This is a genomic window from Absiella sp. AM09-50, assembly GCF_003433845.1.
Taxonomy (GTDB): domain Bacteria; phylum Bacillota_I; class Bacilli_A; order Erysipelotrichales; family Erysipelotrichaceae; genus Hoskinsella; species Hoskinsella hominis.
Genome location: NZ_QVFI01000012.1, coordinates 93,758 through 113,299, shown reverse-complemented (window position 1 = coordinate 113,299; position 19,542 = coordinate 93,758). Strand labels below are relative to the sequence as shown.

Genomic DNA, 19,542 nt, shown 5'->3' with positions numbered 1-19,542 from the left:
ATCCGGTGCTAATGTTTAATTATTTTTAAGACATTTTCATTTTTGCTTGACATCATTTTTTTAATATTTTTTCACTTTAATTATATCAAACTAATACTAAAACTTAAAAAAAATCATGATTTTTACTATCGAAAAGTATAAAAATCCCCCGTTACATACATAACGAGGGTTGTAAAAGTAATACTATTTATTTTCGTAATAAATTTCTTCTTTTACGGCATCTGCCTGTTTCTTTCCACATAAAGCTTCCAATATCGCAAATCCAAAATCAATTGTCGCTGCAGCACTTCTACCAGTGATGAAGTGACCATCTTTCACAACATACTGATATTGATAATCTCCACCAAAATCGTCGTTCATGGCAGTGAAGCATGTATATTTTTTGCCCTTTAAATATCCAAGTCTGCCAAGTACTGTTGGTCCTGCACAGATTGCACATACCAATTTATCTTCTGCATCAAATGTTTTGATTGCGGCTTTCACAGTTTCATTTGCTTCTAATACTTTAAATCCAGGTCCTCCTGGTAATACAATTGCCTGATAGTCATTAGCATTAAATTCTGCTAATGGTTTTAAATTTGTACAAGTCATGCCAAATCGACCTGTTTTATCATCTGATTCTACAGCATATAGATCTACATCCACGCCACCTCTTCTAAGAATCGCAAATGTTCCTATAGCTTCTATTTCTTCAAATCCTTCTGCTAAAAATACACAAACTTTCATTTATTTTTCCTCCTTTTATTCCTTTGGATCTCTAGGTTTATATGGTTCAAATGTATTTGGAAACAACATATATTCCACAATACGTGCACAATCCGCAACACAGCCTCGACAGCTTCTGATACGATCTGTAACACCATCACTTCCACGTAATACATTGCATTCACAACTACTATTCCATTCTTCAAATACTCTGCACATATCATGCCCTAAGGTAAATGTGGACTGTTTGGTTTTTGGATTTTTTAATTCTCCATCACTGTTTTCCAATCCTGCCAACATCATCATGCCACATACAGAACCACACATTTCATAACGTTTCGCAATACCAAGTCCAAATGCTTCACTTACACGAAATGCTGTTTTTTCATCCATTCCTAATAAATCTGCATAGGTACAAACGACAGACTGACAACAGTTATACCCGTTTTTATGACGATTTAATGCATCTTCAACTCTTGATTTCATTTGTGTCTGCCTCCATTTCTTTTTGCATTGTAACACATTTAAAATGGTATGAAAAATTATATTTTCTGATAGATAGATAACAAACGCTAATACTTATGATATTTAGAAATCTTTTATAAAAAACTTTATGATATTTCATATCCATAAACAGATATTGAAGAAAAAAATCAGGATATCCATATTATCGATAGATAACATGTCACAGGTCAAAAAAAGAGGAAACATGTTCCTCTAAGCTAAATCTTCCCCATTGCTGGCAATGACTTTTTGATACCAGGCAAATGATTTTTTCTTTGTCCGTCGATAACTTCCTTTTCCCATATCATCCACGTCCACATATATAAAACCATAACGTTTTTTCATTTCTCCACTGCTGGCACTTACTAAGTCAATTGGACCCCAGCAGGTATAACCAAGTAATTCTACACCATCTTCCTCAATGGCATCTTTCATGGCCTGTATGTGATTGCGTAAGTATTGGATACGTTCATCATCTTCTACATAGCCATGTTCATCTGTTTCATCTATGGTACCCAATCCGTTTTCCACGACAAACAATGGTTTTTGATAGCGATCATATACTTGATTTAACGTAATGCGAAAGCCTAATGGATCGATTGGCCATCCCCACTTGCTAAATGTCAGATAAGGATTTTTTGCGGATGCAAATAGATTTCCTTCTGCCATATTGTTTTTATCTAAGGATGCCGCAATACAGCGGCTATTATAGTAGGAGAACGCCACAAAATCTACGGTATACTCTTTTAGAATCTGTGTATCTTCAGGTTCCATTTTCGGCATACAGTTTTTCCGTTGTAGTTGCTTAATGGCATAGGCTGGATAAGCACCACGTGATTGTACATCAATGAAGAAATAATTCTCTCGATCTACCTGCATTGCCTTAAAGACATCTTCCGGTTTACAACTGTATGGATAAGCACTGCCTGCCGCAAACATACATCCAATTTGATTGTTTGGATCTATTTCATGTGCTAGTTTTGTTGCAAGTGCACTTGCAACGAGTTCATGGTGGGCCGCCTGATATTTAATGGCTGTTTCATTTTCTTCTTTTTGAAATACCAGTCCAGCACCCATAAAAGGTGCATGTAAAATCATATTTATTTCATTAAAGGTAAGCCAGTTATGTACAAGTCCCTGATATCTATCAAATAATGTTTTACATAATTTTAAATAATGGTCAATCATTTCTCTGCTTCGCCATCCACCAATGGTCTTTATAAGATGAATAGGACAATCAAAATGAGTAATAGTTACTAAAGGTTCTATGCCATAATGCTGACATAAGCGAAAGATGTTTTCATAAAACTGTAAGCCTGCCTCATTGGGAATATCTTCATCCCCCTTTGGATAAATTCTGGTCCAAGCAATACTCATGCGATATACTTTAAAACCAAGTTTTGCAAATAAAGCAATATCCTCCTGATAATGGTGATATAAATCGATTCCATGATGCGATGGATAGTGATGGTTTTTATCACATGATAAATGCTCAATATGTCCAGCGATGATCTTACTTCGATCTGGTCCACTTGGGCAGATATCCACATTGGCAAGTCCTCTGCCATCTTCTTGATATCCACCTTCACATTGGTTGGCAGCCGTTGCGCCACCCCATAAGAAGTTATCTGGAAATCCCATACTACACCTACTAACGAATGATATGCATTAGGTTTTCCCCATGCATAATGGTTTCTTTATTTTCTGGTAATACATCCATAAAGTTTGCGCTGTTGGTAATAACAATTGGCGTTTCAATACAATAACCAGCTTTTGTAATGGCCTCCATATCAAATTGAATTAGTTTTTGACCTTTTTCAATATGATCTCCCTGTTTCACAAATGCTTCAAATCCTTCTCCATGTAATTGAACCGTATCTAATCCAATGTGAATTAATACCTCTACTCCTTCATCACTGGTGATACCAATCGCATGCAGGGTTGGAAAAAGGGTTGTTACTACGCCATTTACTGGTGCATATACCATACCTTCTTCAGGCAGGATTGCGGCTCCTTTTCCTAATGCACCTGTTGAAAATGCACCATCTTGTACATCTTCAAGTTTCATTAGTGTTCCACTTATCGGGCTGATGATATCATCTTTCTGAATCAGGTTTTCTTCTTTTGTTTCGGTGTTTGTATCTGGCTTTTCTGTTTCTTCTTTATCCTTAAAACTTATCATCGTCATCACAAAGGCTATGATCATGGTAATGATAACACCTGTAATGGCAACAATCAGATTATCAATAGAACCATCTGGGGCAATCATTGCAGGAAATTCAAAGATTCCCATGCCACCCATCATAAATTTTCTAAAATTGAAGGCTCCATAAAATGCACCACCGATGCCCCCAGCGATACAACTGATTACAAATGGTTTCTTTAATGGCACCAGGATACCATAGATGGCTGGTTCTGTGACACCAAAGATACCAGAGATAAAGTTAGGCAGACACATTTCTTTTAGTTTTTTATTTTTGGTTTTGATAAAGATAGCCGCTACAACAGCTGAAGTCGCAAAGGTACATGCGAAGAATGGCATCATTACATTATCAAATCCATATGTCACAATATTATTGATATATACAGGAATAAAGCCCCAGTGTAATCCAAAGATTACTAAAATCTGCCATGTTAAGCCAACAATGCCACCAGCTAAAAGTGGAGAGAAATCGCGAATAGCGATTACTGTTTCCGCAATCAGTTTAGAACCAAAAGTTGCGACTGGTCCAATCAACAAGAAGCCAACTGGTAAAGAGATCATCAATGTCAACATTGGCACAAAGAAGAATTTCACCAGATCAGGCACAATTTTACTAAACAGCTTTTCACATTTGCTGGCAAAATATACGATAAAGATTACGGGTATAACCGTGGATGTATAATCCATAGAGATTACAGGAATGCCAAAGAAATCAATATAGACAGGTGATGCAAACATTGTTCCTTCAAACATTGTGTATAATGGCTCCATTCCATTTGAAATCATAGAGCTTTGAATGGCTGGATAACACATGATTGCGCCAACGGCTAAACCTACCATTGGTTTTAAGCCGAATTTTTTCGCTGATGTATATCCTAAAAATACAGGTAAAAAGGTAAATAATCCATCGCCAATCGCATTTAAAATCATATAGCCGCCACAGGTATCAGGATATAATCCCATGACAACAAATAAGGTATTAAAGCCCTTGACCATTCCACATGCGGCCATTAAGCCTAAAATTGGCTGGAAGATACCAGATATGATATCGATGAATTGATCTAATGGCTTTTGTTTTTTCGCATGTACAGGCTCACTGTTTTGAAGATTTAGTAAAGGCATGACTTCTTCATAAACATTCGCTACCTGATTTCCAATAACGATTTGATATTGCCCACCGCTTTTCATTACGGTCACAACACCATCCATACCTTTGATGACTTCATCATTTGCGATGTTTTCATCTTTTAATTTAAAACGCAGACGTGTGATACAGTGGGTTAAACTAATAACATTGTCTTTTCCTCCCACTTGTTTGACGATTTCTTTTGCTAGTTCTTGATATTTTTTCATTTTCTTTTCCTCCATTTTTTATTGTTGAAGGTCAAGCCAACTGAATGTAACTATCCTTTATGAATGTATCAAGTTTGTTTGTATACCGCTTTGATGCCTCCTTTTTATATCTATATATCAGTAGTTTCCTACTTTGATACCTGCACAATACGTGAGATGTGAATGCTTAAATACAGAATTTCTTCATCACTTAATGTATAGCCATATTTTTGTTTTAGGAAATGAGCAATTTTCTGTACACAGACACATGCTTTGGGATACTTGCTTTGGACAAGCTCCAACATGTTGTCCACATCCTGTCCTTCATAGCTTTTTCCCGAAAACAAGCGCTGTGCAAAGAATTTCAAATGGGTGATAAAGCGATAATAGTAGACGGAATCTTCATCTAATTCAATAGAAAATGTCATACGCACGATGGTTTCAATTTCCTGCATGACTTTTGTAATTTCTTTTACGGATTTAGTATGCATATCCAATTGTGCATTCACAATATGCAATGCGATAAAGCCTGCTTCATCATCATTTAATTGAACATGAAAGCGTTCTTCAATCAATTTGACAGCGTATTTTCCTACTTGATATTCATCACGGTAAAACTTTTGAATATCCCAAAGCATAACATTCTTTACTTCAATATCCTGTTTCTTACGTTCTACTGCCATATAAATATGATCACATAAGGAAACGATGACATTCTCATTTAATGGATTATCAATGTGAATTTTCGCATAAGATATAATTTCTTCTGCGATTTCCACATGCTCCACAGGTATGGTTTGAAACAGCTCCTGTAAGCGTTTGTTTGCTGTGGTATCCTTTAGAGTAAAGACTTTTTCTATCTTTTGATCATCTACAGGTGTTCCTGCTTCTACCTGAAAGCCAATCCCTCTGCCGGTTAAGATTTGTTCCTGTCCCTGTTCATCTAATGCAACTACTACATTGTTATTTAGACGTTTTTTATATGTATACATCTTTCCACCTCATCTCCACAAAAAAACCTGTCAATCTATCAAACGATATAATGAATCATCAAAAGATCACTATATAAACATTTTCAGATATAACAGGTCGAGCTTGTATTTAAACAATAACTATCCTATTTGCAAGGTTATTCTAACACTAGTTTTTCCCCTTGTCAATCAGGTTTTTTACTTTCTTTTGTAAATAATCGGATCATCAAATCCAAAAGTACGCTTTCCATTCATCTCCATGGATTCAGATACTTCTAATCGATCAGCTGAGAAAGTTTCATGTAATGTGAATTTTAAAACTGGTGTAAACATACTTTCACTGCCACCTTCCCAAACACCATCATGATATTGATAAAGAGCTGGTGTAAACTTAGATGAAACCTTTAATTCCTCATAATTCAAAGAGGATAAATGCTCATATGTAAAAGTAGATGCATCATAGCCGGATGGCATTTCATAAGAAGTTAATTTTATACCTTCTTCTACCTCTTCAAATAGAAATAGATGAGGTGATGCATGGCTTTTTCCATTGCTAGCGTAATTGCTTTCTTCTAAAAGGAAGATGCCTTCAAATGCTACTGGTAAATGCTTAATGTTTGCATTGATCACTGTATTACGGTGTTGGGCGAATGGAAAATTGATATCTTTTTTCTGTTGTTTGTCTTGAAACTGTTCACGATTATCAAATTCACCTTCTAATAACTTCACAAATTCTACTAATGTTTTCATTGGTACTACCTCCATCTGCCTACCATCATACACCGAACAGGACTCATTTACCAGATGAATGCTTCATTTGTATTAATTAATTAGACAGTGATTGAATATGGGCAACAATACTACCTATAATATCTACACGATTAAATGGTGTAATCAAATAAAATCCATCCACCAGATCATAAATTTTTTCTGCGATTTCACAGGATATTGTAACCGCAAGTTCACTTGCTTGTGTGCGATCTTTATCCACATACAGATCAATGATTTCCTGATCTACATCGATACCGGATATTTCATTATTCATATATACTGCATTACGATGGGATACGATAGGAATAATACCACCAAAGATTTTAGATGATAATGCTTGTTTTGCCAGCTTTAAGTTTTCATAGGCCTGTTTCGATAATACCGGCTGACTCATAAAGGCAGTAACGCCTTGTTTTTCTTTCTTTCTGGCTTTTTCCAGTTCTGCCTTAAAGTTGACTGCATTGATATTTAATGCGCCACAAATTAAGAATGGCTGTGGAAAGGTAGTTTGATTTAAATCGTTGATAAAGCCAGCCAAAAGCTGAGAATTGAAATTGAATACCCCTTTGACCTGTTTACGATCTTCAGCAGGGATTGGATCACCAGTTACAACCAATACATTATGCACACCTTCGATTTGTAGACCAAACAGCAAAGCCTTCGTCGCATTGATGTTACGATCACGACAGGTCATATGTGGTATGACATGCATTCCCATTTCACGATGTAGTTTACAAGCCAGTAAAGAGCTGTCAACCCTTGCACGTGCCACAGGGCAATCCGCAATGGTTAATGCATCTACACCTGCCTGCTTCAAATAGGCGGCATTATCCATGAAATGCTCGATATCACAATGATTTGGCGGGTCAAATTCAACTGCAATTATTTTTTCTCCTCGTTTGATTTTCTGATGAAAAGGATCATGGTCTATGATTTCTTTTTTATCATTTTTTATTTCTTTTGTGCTTGATTCTACTTTAGGACTTTGTATTTTCAACTGTTTACGAATAGCTTTAATATAAGCCGGTGTCGTACCGCAACATCCGCCAATGATACTGGCGCCATGGGTAATGATCTGCATCATTGCGTTGGCATAATAGGTTGAATTATCCCTAAAAAAGGTACGATTATGCAGAATGGTTGGATATCCCGAATTTGGCATGACACTGATTTTATGATGCTTGATGGATAATCCCTGAAGAATGCGATCTAAATGCATTGGACCACAGATACAGTTCATGCCAATCGCATCTACATAAGGACATGTGTCCATTTCCATCAATAGTTTTTCTCCACTGATTCCCTGTCTAGTATAGCCATCCCCACTTAACGCAAAGCTTGTGATGATATAGCTTTGTGGACTTTTTTCTTTGATATAGGCGCAGATTTCTTTTAAGGCGATATCATTATAAAAGGTTTCAAACAGAAAACGGTTGGCCCCTAAAGATAAAAAGATATCCACGATTGCCTGATATTCCTTAAAAAGATCCATTCCTTTCTGCTGGGCCATTGGGCCGATATCCGCAAATACTTCTACCTGGTATTCTTCACCAATGTCTTTTGCGAGTAGATATCCCTGATGAATGATGTTTTCAAGTTCTTCCTTCGTACAATCAAGGTTTTGGGCATTGGCAGAAAAAGTATTGGTTTTTATGGCATTGGCACCTGCTTCACAATATTCCCGATGAATCTGTAAGACTCGTGAGGGATATTGTATATTCGCTAGTTCACAAAGTATTGGTTTTTATGGCATTGGCACCTGCTTCACAATATTCCCGATGAATCTGTAAGACTCGTGAGGGATATTGTATATTCGCTAGTTCACAAAGTATTGGTTTTTATGGCATTGGCACCTGCTTCACAATATTCCCGATGAATCTGTAAGACTCGTGAGGGATATTGTATATTCGCTAGTTCACATGGCATATCTTCATCATATAAAGAAGCATAATATGTCCCAAATGCGCCATCAAATAAGAAGGGTTCTTTGATATCTAACATTGGAATACCTCCTTTGCGATGTCTGCGCTTTGTTTTGCGTCTTTTGCGTAATAATCCGCATGGATTTTTTTCGCATATTCTTCACTGACAACAGCACCGCCTACCATAATCTTACATGGATGTTTTGCGTCATGTAGTGCCTGGATGGTTGCCTCCATGGATGCTAATGTTGTCGTCATCAATGCACTTAATCCAATCAGATAAACATTTTCCTGAATGGCAGTTTCCACAATTGTTTCAACTGGTACATCCTTGCCTAAGTCAATGACTGTAAAGCCATAGTTTTCTAATACTACTTTTACGATATTTTTACCGATATCATGGACATCTCCTTTGACAGTCGCAAGTATAATCTTTCCTTTGGAAATACTTTCAGCACCGCTTTTTAAAATACTTTTTCGTATTTCTTCAAATGCACACTGACTGGCAGTTGCCGCATTGATCAGTCCTGGCAGATAGATTTCTTTTTTCTCATAGCGTTCCCCAACGATATCCAAAGCCGGAATCAATTGTTCATTAACGATATCCAATGGTTCTTTTTCTTTTAATGCTTCGATGGTCAATTGACGTGTTTCATCTTTCAATCCTTTACATACCGCCTCCATAAGTGTGACTTCTTTATTTGATGTTTGTGTTACTGGTTGATTGCTCATATTGGCATACGCCTCAACATACGCCATACAGTCTTTATCTAATCCAGATAATACACGATACGCACGGATTGCGTCCATCATTACTTTTTGATTAGGATTGATGATTGGCATTGTTAAGCCTGCGGATAGTGCCATCGTTAGAAAATGCTGGTTTAATATACTACGCTGCGGCAGCCCAAAGGAGATGTTACTGACACCGAGTACGCTTTGTACACCCAGTTCTTTGCGAATAGCAGTTAATGTCTGTAATGTTTGTTTTGCCTGATCCTGTTGGGCGGATACTGTTAGTGTTAAACAATCTAAAAACACACGTTGTTTTTCAATTCCATAGGCTTGTGCACATGCAGTGATGCGCTTTCCAATTTCTAAACGTTTTTCTTTTGTTTCTGGAATACCTTTTTCATCCAGTGTCAAACCGATGACATTGGCGCCATATTTTTTTATGAGTGGCAAGATTGCCTGCATATTGGCTTCTTCCCCATTACAAGAATTTACGATAGGGATACCATTATAAATCCGTAATGCTGCTTCCATGACTTCTGTATTCGTTGTATCAATCTGTAAAGGAACATCAATTACCGTCTGTAATTCTTTGATGACTTTTACCATCATGCTTTTTTCATCGATACCAGGCAATCCTACGTTAACATCTAAAATATCAGCGCCACCTTCTACTTCTTCCATCGCAATGGATAAAATTTCATCCATATTCTGATGGCGCAAAGCCTCTTTCATTCGCTTATTTCCTGTAGGATTGATACGTTCTCCAATCACATGCACATCATCTAGTTTCAGGCATTTTGTAGGTGAACAGGTGTAGCCTGCTTCTTCATATAAACTTTCGGAGCAGGTAGAAACAAGTGTTTCTGTTAGTGCCTTAATAAAGGCTGGTGTTGTGCCACAACATCCTCCCACATAGCGAACAGGCAGTTCTTCATAAGCTTTCATCTGACTTGCAAAGCTTTGTGCATCCATATCATACGTATTGCTCATAGGATCTGGCAGTCCTGCATTTGCTTTAATGATTAAAGGAAGGGGTGTCACCTTAGCTAATCGTCTGGCAATTGGCAATATTTCGGCTGGTCCTAAGGAACAGTTGATGCCAAGGGCATCTACGCCAAGTCTTGTGGCAGTAATTCCAAAGCTTTCCACACTACATCCGGTAAATGTTCTTCCATCATGTTCAAAACTCATTGTCACAAAGATTTCCATATCACTGTTTTCTTTTGCGGCAAGTATCGCCGCTTTAATTTCCATCAGATCACTCATTGTTTCAAAAACAACCAGATCTACACCTGCCTTTACTCCTGCGATAATTTGTTGTTTAAAGATATCATACGCTTCTTCAAAGCTTAAATAGCCATTTGGCTCTAACAGCTCTCCAATAGGTCCAAGATCAAGAGCAACTCTGGCCTTTCCATTTGCGGCCTTTTTCGCAAGCTCAACAGCCTTCATAATCACTTCTTCTACACTATATGGACATTTTTCAAGTTTCTTACGATTTGCGCCAAAGGTATTAGCATAAATAATCTGGGCGCCACTTTCAATATAATTTCTATGAAGCTTCATAAGCAGTTCTTCATGTTCAAACATAAATGCTTCTGGTAATTCTCCTGGTTTTAAACCATTCGCCTGTAGCTGGGTACCCATGCCACCATCTAAATATATTACATTACGCTCCACAACGATTCCCTCTCTTTCTTAACTCACATGTATCTTTTAAATCACAGTATGCACACCCACTGATGCGCTTTTCCTGCTTTTTATCTGATATCCCTATCATCGCAGTAATGGATTTTAGCGGGATCAATAAGGAAGATTCATTCACAAACAAACCGATTTTACGTTTGGTATCCAGACGTTCACAAAAGGTTTTCTGTATATCGATGCGTAAATCTCCATAGCCACAGGAAAAACGATCGGTTAAATAACGATGCTGCTTAGCATATTTCTGTGCCAGTTCTTCCTGAAAATCATTTGCGAATGCTTCAATACCTGCATTACATACTGCATCAAATACCAGCATATCTCCCATATCTTTTAAGGATAAACGTTTTGCTTCCACATCGATTGCAGTTCCAAGAGTGGCAGCCATAAAGATCACCTGATCACAGGTTTTCAATAATTCTCTGATATCTTTGCCATGTAATGGGATTTTCAAATCATTATCATATCCATGTATCGTAGAGATATGATACACCACCTTTGGCTTTGCTAGTTCTTTAACACGTTTGATTTGTGTCTGTATCTGATTTGTTAAATGTTCATCTGCTTCTTTACATCCAAGATAATGTAATACCTCATCAAATGGAATATCCGGCATCAATCTTTCCATGCTCATCTTCCTTTCTTTACAAAAAAAGCTTTCATCCATAGGACGAAAGCTCGTGTTACCACCTAATTTTATCTCAATCTCACAATTGAAATCTTCATAAGTACGCCTGCATATGCAGGTTATACCTTTGCCTGTAACGTGACATCACGTCATGATCTACTATATGTTCAACCATGCAACTCCAAGACCATCTTCCCATACACGCTCCTTATTTCCTTTCACCAAGCTGGAAACTCTCTTTGAAGGTTTATGTATCGTACTCTTCTTTTCATCATCTTTAATTTGCCTTATTTTACCATGCCACCTATCTTACGTCAATAAAAAGATATTTTTATAAAGAATTTTTCTGATATAATAAATAATGAAAGGTGATGAGGGAACATGAAAAAGAAACTCTTATGGATGATCGCTGTTAGTTTATTATTGACAAGCTGTTCAAAAAAACAAGAACCGCCAGTACAAAAAGAACTAACGAAAGAAGATATTTCCATAGCTGAAGAACAGGGAAAACAAGTAGGCTTAGAGATGTTGAAGAATTCAGAAAAAGAAACTGCCTATATCATGGTGGCAGAAGATGGAAATGCTAATGTTTATGATACAAAGATTGGTGGTACACCATATTTACCACCTGATTTTGATTATCCATATGATCGAGAAGCTGGTATGGAGAATCAGCCGTTAATCATGCTGGCACAATTCAATTTCTCCCAATTCCCAAAGAACGATCGTTTTCCTGATCATGGTATTTTGCAAATATATATATCTGGAAGTCATGGCGCCAATATGTATGGGTATCATTATGAAAATCCCAGCAATGATGAATCATTCCGTGTGATTTATTTTGATGATATAGAAACAGATGAAACAAAGCTTCAATCACCGCCAAAGATTGAAAATGATGAAGAATTCCCATTACAGCCAATGGATACCTGTATTAAAATCAAGATTGAAGAAAAGTCATATCCGACCATTCCTGAAATGGAAGATTTTAGTGATATCATGGCATCAACATATCAAAAATTATATCATAAAGATTTAGATTCCAACCCAGCAAGTGTTTATTTAAGCAGTGCGGTTTATGATACCCTTGGCTATACGCCAAGTCGTATGAGTGGGCATCCTTATTATATGCAAGGAGATCCTAGAAGTGAGCTGGATGCATTGGTTTATGATGAAGTACTGGCATTATTTCAACCTGATCTAAGTGATCATTTTATGTTTGCGGATGGTGGCTGTGCCGTCTTTATGATCAACCACGAAGATTTAATAAATCATGATTTCTCTGATGTATATTATACATGGGACTGTTTTTAAAAAGTCCCATGTTTTATTTATGGCGTTTTCTTAATTCCTCGATCTGCTTCATACGTTGTGTTACCTTTTGTTCACTTCCCTGCATGGTTGGTTCATAATAGATTGCATGTAATAAAGCATCTGGCAAACACTTCATATTTGTGATTTTATCATCATAATCATGTGCATATTGATACCCTTCTCCATAATGTAAATCAGCCATCAATTTGGTTGGCGCATTACGGATTTGTAAAGGTACTGGTTCTGCGATTGTTTGTAAAGCATCTTTTTTCGCAGCTTCATATGCCATATATAAAGCGTTGGATTTTGGCGCAAGTGCACAATAAGTAACGGCATGTGTTAAATGCACACTGCATTCTGGCATCCCCAGATAATGACATGCCTGATAAGCCGCAATACAGATTTCTAAAGCACGGCTATCTGCCATACCTATATCTTCACTGGCAAAGCGTACGATTCTTCTTGCGACATATAAAGGATCCTCACCAGCTTCTAACATTCTGGCAAGCCAATAAATCGATGCCTGTACATCTGAATTACGCATGCTTTTATGCAAAGCGGAAATGATATTATAATGCTCCTCTCCTTTTTTATCATACAACAGACTTTTTTGATTGATACATTGTTCCATGATTTCTTTGGTGACATAAATACCATCTTCTTTTTGTTCACTGTTGAGTACGATCATTTCTAAGGTATTCAAAGCTGTTCTGGCATCGCCATTCGCAAATCCGGCAATCATATACAACATATCATCATCTATATGAACATGGTCACCTTTAAACCCAAATTCATCATGTATGGCATTTTGAAGCAGCTCTACAAGATCTTCTCTTGTAAGAGGTTGTAAAACAAATACCTTACAGCGGGATAACAACGCTCCATTGATCTCAAAGCTTGGATTTTCGGTTGTCGCACCAATCAAAATGATACTGCCTTTCTCCACATAAGGAAGAAAAGCATCCTGTTGTGCTTTATTAAAACGATGGATTTCATCTACGAAAACAATGGTCTTTTCTCCTAAACGACGGCTTACTTCCGCTTCTTTCATGACTTCTTTGATTTCTTTTACACCACTGGTAACCGCAGAAAAATTGATAAAGCGGGCCTTTGTCTGATGAGCGATAATCATCGCAAGGGTTGTTTTTCCTACCCCAGGTGGACCCCAGAATATTAAAGAAGATATACGATCCGCTTCAATCAGTCGATACAATACTTTACCTTTTCCAATCAAATGCTTTTGACCAACAAATTTATCTAAACTCATGGGGCGTAAACGGCTTGCTAAAGGAGTATCACTTTTATCTTCAAATAAAGATTCCTGTTGCATAAGATCACCTGCTTTCCCCTCTATTATATCATGAAAAAGAAGGCATAATACGCCTTCTATTCTCTTTCAAAACTTGCTTCTATAATCTGACCTTTATCTACATCTACCATAATGACAAATGTGACATCTTGCTTTGGATGAGCTACCCAGCTTTCCACATGTCCTGGATCATAAATATGCTGTGTAGGGATGGCCTCTTTTTGAAAAGATAACTGTGCTGCATCTTTACGATAAGTTTTCACAAAGTCATCCACAAGCTGTTGCGCCTGTTGATCAGATAGCTTGTTTCCTGTAGATTCTGAAGATATTTCATAATTTTTAAATACAAAATGCTTTATTCCCATATCGTTGGAATGTATTTGTATACTATATCGATACGTATAACTACCATTCTTATCTTGCGTACTTGCATAATTACCAAACATATAAAACTTTACATTATCCACTGTTTCTATTTTCGCTGTATTCATTTGTGTCAAATATTTTTCTGGCACAAAAGCTGATAAAGATTGAAACAGTTCTTTTTGTTGCTGCAGCTCTTGATCTGTCAGCTTTTGATTCATTGCTTGTAATTCTTCATCATATATCTTTTGATATGTATCAACATCTTCAAGTTCTATATCTTCACTATTTTTCGTATATATCTTCATCAATTCCTGATCATCATGTTTTAAATGATAAATGACTTGATGTACCGATTGCTGCAATGCCAATATGGCGGCAGCGTTCTGCTTAAGACCTTCCTCTTGCAAAGTAAAGAAATGTTCATAGGAAAGATCCTGTGTTGTATTCATGGTAATCAATAGTTGCTGTTGTCCCATGCCATCTTTATCAGAAAGCTCACAATGCTCATAGCTAAATGTATCTCCATAATCTAATTTTGATACCCATTGATCGAAAGGTATCATACGTTCTTGATAAATATCACTAACATAATCTTCATCCTGTCTTGTCCACTGCTTATCCTTTTGTTTTGGTGTTGTCCATAGACCAATGCCGATTGCAATTATGATGAAAATCAAGACAATCGATAGCCATACTTTCATTTTTTTTAATTTTAAAACGTTTTTGATACGCTCTTTTATATTTCCTTCCCCAAAACAGACAACACTATTTTGTATCTGTGATTTCTCACAAGCAAAAGATAATAACGTTTGTGCATAGGCTTTTTTCTGTATCTGATATTTATTGATAACTGCCTCATCACAAGACATCTCCATATCTTTTCCCATCAATATATAAGCAAGCCATACCAATGGATGAAACCAATACATTACAGTTAGACAATATGCGAATAATTTCATGAGATAATCTTTTCGTTTGATATGCATCTGTTCATGAAGAATGATATATTTTGCTTCTTGATCAGAAATATCCGCAGGTAAATATATAGCTGGATGCAGGATGCCAAATACAAAAGGAGTTCCTGAAACATCACTTTGATAAATACCAGGTTCCCGCACGATAGATGAAGCAAGGCGTTTTTTTAAGTGTACATACGCCATGCCATTTTTTATAAACAATGCCAATATACCAATCGCCCAGATATAGATACTAATGATTTTCCATAATGGTTCCTCCTGTGCTTCCTTTGTGATATAAGGCATAGTTTCATCCACAGATTTCTTATCATCACTTACCATATACGTGCTATCTTCTGTATCCTTTGCAATGGAAGGGGCTATTAACATTTCTGTCATAGTTGTTTCCATTTTAGGATGTAATGTAAATTCACTTTCTATATGCCATGGAATCAATAATGGAATTGCCACAATGATCCATAAAGCATAGGCATATTTTTTAGGAAAACGTTTTAATATGAAACGTACGATCATCACAAATATGATGACATAACTGATAGAAATACTTTGTTTGATCAAAAATTGAAACACCTCAGTCATGATCATCACCATCTTCATAAGCAGCAATCATTTCTTTTAATTGCTCTGCTTCTTCTTTCGTTAATTTACGATGATCCATAAAAGATGCGATAAAAGCTGGTAAAGAATTATCAAACATACGTTCTATCAATCGTTTGCTTTCATATCGTTGTACCTGTTGCTTCTTCAAACAGGAAGTCACAATCGTATTTTGATTCTGTAATATTCCTTTATCACATAGTTTTTTTAATACCGTATACGTGGTTGTTCGTTTCCAGCCTAAACGTTTTTCACATATTTTGGTTAACTCCCCAGAAGCAATTGGTTCTACTTCCCAAATAATACTGATAAAATCATATTCCCTGTCATGTAAAATTGCTTTCTCCATTTTCTGTGCCATATAGTCTATTATTATAGACACCCTTTCTATCTTCAGTCTATCACGATAGACTAGCAATGTAAAGAAAAAGACACACCAGATGTCTTATTCAAAATATTTACGCCAAATCGCAAGTTCTCTTTCTGCACTCTCATGGGAATCACTTGCGTGAATGACATTATTTACTAAGCGCCATTGTTTTGTTGCCTGCTCATAATCATCATGGCTGTATTTACCACGAATCGTATCTTTCCCAGCATCCTTTGGATTTGTCTTACCAACAAGTGCCCGTGTATATTCAATAATATCCTGATTCCCTTCATACGTTATCATCATTGGCATAATGTAATGAGGTCCATCATAGTAAAAGGAATTAAATAATTTTCCCGGGAAATCAAACGCTTTATCCATGGAATCAATAACACCTTTATAATGATCCAATAAGGTTTTCATAACATCCATATCTACTTCTAATTTCACCTGTTTTTCTATTTTAAGGCCATGTGCTTTCAAATCCTTCAGTATTTCCTCATACTGGTTTGTAAATGCATCAGGTTTCAACATCATAAAAGTTTTCTGTTTCATCATTATCACTCCTCTTGCTCATTATACCCACTTTATACAAAAAGAAAAGCTTTCTGCATAAGAAAGCCTACTTTTCCATAAATTCTTTAATCATTGGTAAACGATTTTTTGTATCTTCATATCCTAAATCAAACCATCTTTGTAATAAATCTTTATCATGGGTATAACGTGTGACACCATAATCTGCACTAGGACGAAGAACCAGCGCTTTTCCCTCTTTTTCCAAAGATTGTACAATGCCCCATTGCTTTTGATAATTGATATGGCGAATCTTCAAATTCTCACGAATCTGCTTGTTGCCTGGATACATCAATTTTGCTAATTGTATCTGCCAGCCTGGTGCAGCTTTACGCACATAGTTTTCTTCCTTAGTAGAAATAAAAACATGCTTTTCCATTCCCTGACGAATACTTTGTTCAATTGGTATCATGTCAACCAATCCTGCATCCATATACGTATGTCCACGGAATTTCACAGGTCTAGTCAATAAAAATAAAGAACAAGATGCCTGCATTAACAGCTGCTCTTCATTATCGAAGAATTCTTTTGCATAATATTCTACTTCATTGGTATCCATATTGTATACACCGATATCCAATTGTGTAGGGTTTTTCATAAATGCTTCATAATCTAATGGTGCATGTTCTTCAATAAAGTTACATACATGGCGTATGCCAAACACACCACGTTCGTGTAATAAAGGATAGACACCAATGGCATGTGGATCACTTGCGGCATCAACTCCGGTAATTCTTAATCTTTCTTTTTGTTTGGAAACAAAAGGCAACAATACTTCTGCGCCTGCACTGATTCCAGCTGTGTATGGAAAATCGATATGCTCATCTAAAAAACACTTCAAAACACCGCAGGTATATGCTGCTTTTGTTCCTCCGCCTTCACAAATCAAACCAATCTTTTTACTCATCTTATATACACCTCATAGATTATTATTATACTATTTTCATTCAAAAAGGTAAAGAAATCATCAAGCTTTTTCACGAAAAAAGGCATAAAAAAGAGCTTTTTCAGCTCTTTTTACATCATTGGAGAGAATAAATTCAAAAAGGCACGCATAATACGAATTGGAAGTTTTACAGATCGGCATTCTTCCAATGTAACTTCATGACTCATCTCTAATGTTTTCATATAATCTTTTTTTACATCCATAACAACCTTACTCTTATAGAACCATACACCACATTCATAATGTAAATAATAAGAACGATAGTCCATATTCACTGTCCCAACAATGGCCATTTTATCATCCACAACGAATGTTTTACTATGTACAAAGCCAGGAGTATATTCATAAATTTTAACACCTGCTTCTATTAAATCACGATAATTGGATCTTGTGACTTCAAATACATACCACTTATCTGGAATATGTGGTGTCAATATTCTAACATCAATACCATTTTTTGCTGCCAGCATTAATGTTGTTTTCATTTCATTATCAATGACAAGATACGGTGTTGTCGCATATACATATTTTGTAGCACTGTTGATCATATTGATATGTGTGTACTCCCCAACATTTTCATCATCTGTTGGTGAATCGCTATATGGCTGTACAAAGCCATCATTTTCAATTTCTAAAAATTCTTGGAAAGATGGTTTAAAGTTGAATACATCATCTTTTATTTTTTCATCATAATTCCAGAATTGTAAAAACATTAATGTCAGATTCCATACAGCTTCACCTTTCAGCATAACACTGCAATCCTTCCAATGTCCAAACCGTTCTTTCTTATTGATGTATTCATCAGCAAGATTTATTCCACCTGTCATACCGACTTTTCCATCGATAACCAGTATTTTTCTATGGTCACGATTGTTCATTTGCATCGCAAGCATCGGGCGAATTGGATTAAATACTTTTGCTTTGATGCCAAGCCGGTTTAATACTTTATAATAATCTTGGGATAAGGTTGTAATACAACCTGCATCATCATATAATACTCTGACATCTACGCCTTGTTTCACCTTTTCAATCAAGATATCTAGTACCGTATCCCACATCAATCCTGGCGCAATGATAAAATATTCTAAGAAAATAAATTTCTCTGCTTTCTTCAACTCTTCAATCATTGCCTCGAATTTATCTTCTCCTACTGGAAAGAATGTCGTTTCTGTATGTTTATGAATAGGGAAACAAGCATTTTTCCAAATATAATTTGCCTGTTTATGTGCAATTGGATCTTCTAATTCAAGATCATCCATGATTTGTTGATTCTGCCAAATAATTTCCTGAACCGTTTCCGCTGATTCCATGTCACGTTTACGTAATTCTTTTGGAACTTTTTGACCACCAAATAATAAATAAATCAATCCCCCAAAGACTGGAAATGCCATAATCAACAATACCCAGGCAAGCTTATATGTAGGATTTTCATTCTTATTAATGATATATACACTCATACAAAAGCTTAACGCAATTAATATGAAATAAATCCAAACGAAATATTCACTCAGTTGAAATATAATACCTAAAAATACGGCAAGCTGAATCAATATTAATACTGTCACAATAAATATTTTGTTTTTAAGAACGGATAATACTTTCCTCATATGTTCCC

At 36.3% G+C, this 19,542-nt stretch carries 18 protein-coding genes and 1 other annotated feature; of the genes, 1 reads left to right on the top strand and 17 read right to left on the bottom strand.

Features of this window, described 5'->3' with window-relative positions; genetic code table 11:
* Positions 1–183: 183 nt before the first annotated feature.
* The 11 genes from DW114_RS11755 to DW114_RS11705 all read right to left on the bottom strand — a co-directional run bounded on the left by DW114_RS11755 (position 184) and on the right by DW114_RS11705 (position 11,475).
* Entirely contained in the window at positions 184–726 is a 543-nt protein-coding gene (locus DW114_RS11755) for a DJ-1 family glyoxalase III (protein ID WP_117453941.1), read from the bottom strand.
* A gap of 15 nt (positions 727–741) precedes the next feature.
* Positions 742–1,191, bottom strand: coding sequence for a C-GCAxxG-C-C family protein (locus tag DW114_RS11750; protein WP_117453940.1), 450 nt, complete (start codon positions 1,189–1,191; stop codon positions 742–744).
* 231 nt (positions 1,192–1,422) lie between these two features.
* The gene (locus DW114_RS11745) at positions 1,423–2,850 is read right to left on the bottom strand and encodes a 6-phospho-beta-glucosidase (protein WP_117453939.1); all 1,428 of its coding nucleotides are present in this window, start codon (positions 2,848–2,850) and stop codon (positions 1,423–1,425) included.
* Between the two features lie 10 nt (positions 2,851–2,860).
* Complete coding sequence (locus DW114_RS11740) at positions 2,861–4,765, bottom strand: beta-glucoside-specific PTS transporter subunit IIABC (protein ID WP_117453938.1); 1,905 nt, start codon at positions 4,763–4,765, stop codon at positions 2,861–2,863.
* Between the two features lie 128 nt (positions 4,766–4,893).
* Positions 4,894–5,736, bottom strand: coding sequence for a BglG family transcription antiterminator LicT (licT, locus tag DW114_RS11735; RefSeq protein ID WP_117453937.1), 843 nt, complete (start codon positions 5,734–5,736; stop codon positions 4,894–4,896).
* Positions 5,737–5,913: 177 nt separating this feature from the next.
* Positions 5,914–6,465, bottom strand: coding sequence for a hypothetical protein (locus tag DW114_RS11730; RefSeq protein ID WP_117453936.1), 552 nt, complete (start codon positions 6,463–6,465; stop codon positions 5,914–5,916).
* 76 nt (positions 6,466–6,541) lie between these two features.
* On the bottom strand, positions 6,542–8,224 hold the full coding sequence (locus DW114_RS11725; RefSeq protein ID WP_117453935.1) for a bifunctional homocysteine S-methyltransferase/methylenetetrahydrofolate reductase: 1,683 nt from the start codon (positions 8,222–8,224) through the stop codon (positions 6,542–6,544).
* Entirely contained in the window at positions 8,214–8,297 is an 84-nt protein-coding gene (locus tag DW114_RS22185) for a homocysteine S-methyltransferase family protein (protein ID WP_394336425.1), read from the bottom strand. The genes DW114_RS11725 and DW114_RS22185 overlap by 11 nt, the downstream gene beginning before the upstream one ends.
* Positions 8,298–8,307: 10 nt before the next feature.
* Positions 8,308–8,487, bottom strand: a complete 180-nt coding sequence (locus DW114_RS11715; RefSeq protein ID WP_117453934.1) for a homocysteine S-methyltransferase family protein — start codon at positions 8,485–8,487, stop codon at positions 8,308–8,310.
* On the bottom strand, positions 8,481–10,823 hold the full coding sequence (locus DW114_RS11710) for a homocysteine S-methyltransferase family protein (RefSeq protein ID WP_233509463.1): 2,343 nt from the start codon (positions 10,821–10,823) through the stop codon (positions 8,481–8,483). The genes DW114_RS11715 and DW114_RS11710 overlap by 7 nt, the downstream gene beginning before the upstream one ends.
* Complete coding sequence (locus DW114_RS11705; protein WP_117536244.1) at positions 10,813–11,475, bottom strand: 5-methyltetrahydrofolate--homocysteine methyltransferase; 663 nt, start codon at positions 11,473–11,475, stop codon at positions 10,813–10,815. Before DW114_RS11705 ends, DW114_RS11710 begins: the two co-directional genes overlap by 11 nt.
* 35 nt (positions 11,476–11,510) lie before the next feature.
* Positions 11,511–11,756: a binding site (T-box leader), on the bottom strand.
* 100 nt (positions 11,757–11,856) lie between these two features.
* Here DW114_RS11705 and DW114_RS11700 point away from each other — a divergent pair.
* Positions 11,857–12,789: a YwqG family protein gene (locus DW114_RS11700; RefSeq protein WP_117453932.1), complete on the top strand. Its 933-nt coding sequence runs from the start codon at positions 11,857–11,859 to the stop codon at positions 12,787–12,789.
* 13 nt (positions 12,790–12,802) lie between these two features.
* On the opposite strand, the gene DW114_RS11695 is transcribed toward DW114_RS11700, so the two are convergent.
* The 6 genes from DW114_RS11695 to cls all read right to left on the bottom strand — a co-directional run bounded on the left by DW114_RS11695 (position 12,803) and on the right by cls (position 19,534).
* Positions 12,803–14,119 carry a replication-associated recombination protein A gene (locus tag DW114_RS11695; RefSeq protein WP_117453931.1) on the bottom strand — a complete coding sequence of 439 codons (1,317 nt, stop codon included), beginning with the start codon at positions 14,117–14,119 and terminating at the stop codon, positions 12,803–12,805.
* A 56-nt stretch (positions 14,120–14,175) separates the two neighbouring features.
* Complete coding sequence (locus DW114_RS11690; RefSeq protein ID WP_158552241.1) at positions 14,176–16,020, bottom strand: M56 family metallopeptidase; 1,845 nt, start codon at positions 16,018–16,020, stop codon at positions 14,176–14,178.
* Positions 16,013–16,420: a BlaI/MecI/CopY family transcriptional regulator gene (locus tag DW114_RS11685; RefSeq protein WP_199484319.1), complete on the bottom strand. Its 408-nt coding sequence runs from the start codon at positions 16,418–16,420 to the stop codon at positions 16,013–16,015. The genes DW114_RS11690 and DW114_RS11685 overlap by 8 nt, the downstream gene beginning before the upstream one ends.
* A gap of 63 nt (positions 16,421–16,483) precedes the next feature.
* Complete coding sequence (locus DW114_RS11680; protein ID WP_117453949.1) at positions 16,484–16,963, bottom strand: nucleoside-diphosphate kinase; 480 nt, start codon at positions 16,961–16,963, stop codon at positions 16,484–16,486.
* A gap of 67 nt (positions 16,964–17,030) precedes the next feature.
* Complete coding sequence (locus DW114_RS11675) at positions 17,031–17,888, bottom strand: patatin-like phospholipase family protein (RefSeq protein ID WP_117453929.1); 858 nt, start codon at positions 17,886–17,888, stop codon at positions 17,031–17,033.
* 110 nt (positions 17,889–17,998) lie between these two features.
* Entirely contained in the window at positions 17,999–19,534 is a 1,536-nt protein-coding gene (cls, locus tag DW114_RS11670; protein ID WP_117453928.1) for a cardiolipin synthase, read from the bottom strand.
* Between the last annotated feature and the right edge of the window lie 8 nt (positions 19,535–19,542).

Coding starts and splice junctions, on each gene's coding strand:
- DW114_RS11755 (WP_117453941.1), bottom strand. CDS start 726: ATGAAAGTTTGTGTATTTTTAGCAGAAGGATTTGAAGAAATAGAAGCT.
- DW114_RS11750 (WP_117453940.1), bottom strand. CDS start 1,191: ATGAAATCAAGAGTTGAAGATGCATTAAATCGTCATAAAAACGGGTAT.
- DW114_RS11745 (WP_117453939.1), bottom strand. CDS start 2,850: ATGGGATTTCCAGATAACTTCTTATGGGGTGGCGCAACGGCTGCCAAC.
- DW114_RS11740 (WP_117453938.1), bottom strand. CDS start 4,765: ATGAAAAAATATCAAGAACTAGCAAAAGAAATCGTCAAACAAGTGGGA.
- licT (WP_117453937.1), bottom strand. CDS start 5,736: ATGTATACATATAAAAAACGTCTAAATAACAATGTAGTAGTTGCATTA.
- DW114_RS11730 (WP_117453936.1), bottom strand. CDS start 6,465: ATGAAAACATTAGTAGAATTTGTGAAGTTATTAGAAGGTGAATTTGAT.
- DW114_RS11715 (WP_117453934.1), bottom strand. CDS start 8,487: ATGTTAGATATCAAAGAACCCTTCTTATTTGATGGCGCATTTGGGACA.
- DW114_RS11705 (WP_117536244.1), bottom strand. CDS start 11,475: ATGGAAAGATTGATGCCGGATATTCCATTTGATGAGGTATTACATTAT.
- DW114_RS11700 (WP_117453932.1), top strand. CDS start 11,857: ATGAAAAAGAAACTCTTATGGATGATCGCTGTTAGTTTATTATTGACA.
- DW114_RS11695 (WP_117453931.1), bottom strand. CDS start 14,119: ATGCAACAGGAATCTTTATTTGAAGATAAAAGTGATACTCCTTTAGCA.
- DW114_RS11690 (WP_158552241.1), bottom strand. CDS start 16,020: ATGACTGAGGTGTTTCAATTTTTGATCAAACAAAGTATTTCTATCAGT.
- DW114_RS11680 (WP_117453949.1), bottom strand. CDS start 16,963: ATGAAACAGAAAACTTTTATGATGTTGAAACCTGATGCATTTACAAAC.
- DW114_RS11675 (WP_117453929.1), bottom strand. CDS start 17,888: ATGAGTAAAAAGATTGGTTTGATTTGTGAAGGCGGAGGAACAAAAGCA.
- cls (WP_117453928.1), bottom strand. CDS start 19,534: ATGAGGAAAGTATTATCCGTTCTTAAAAACAAAATATTTATTGTGACA.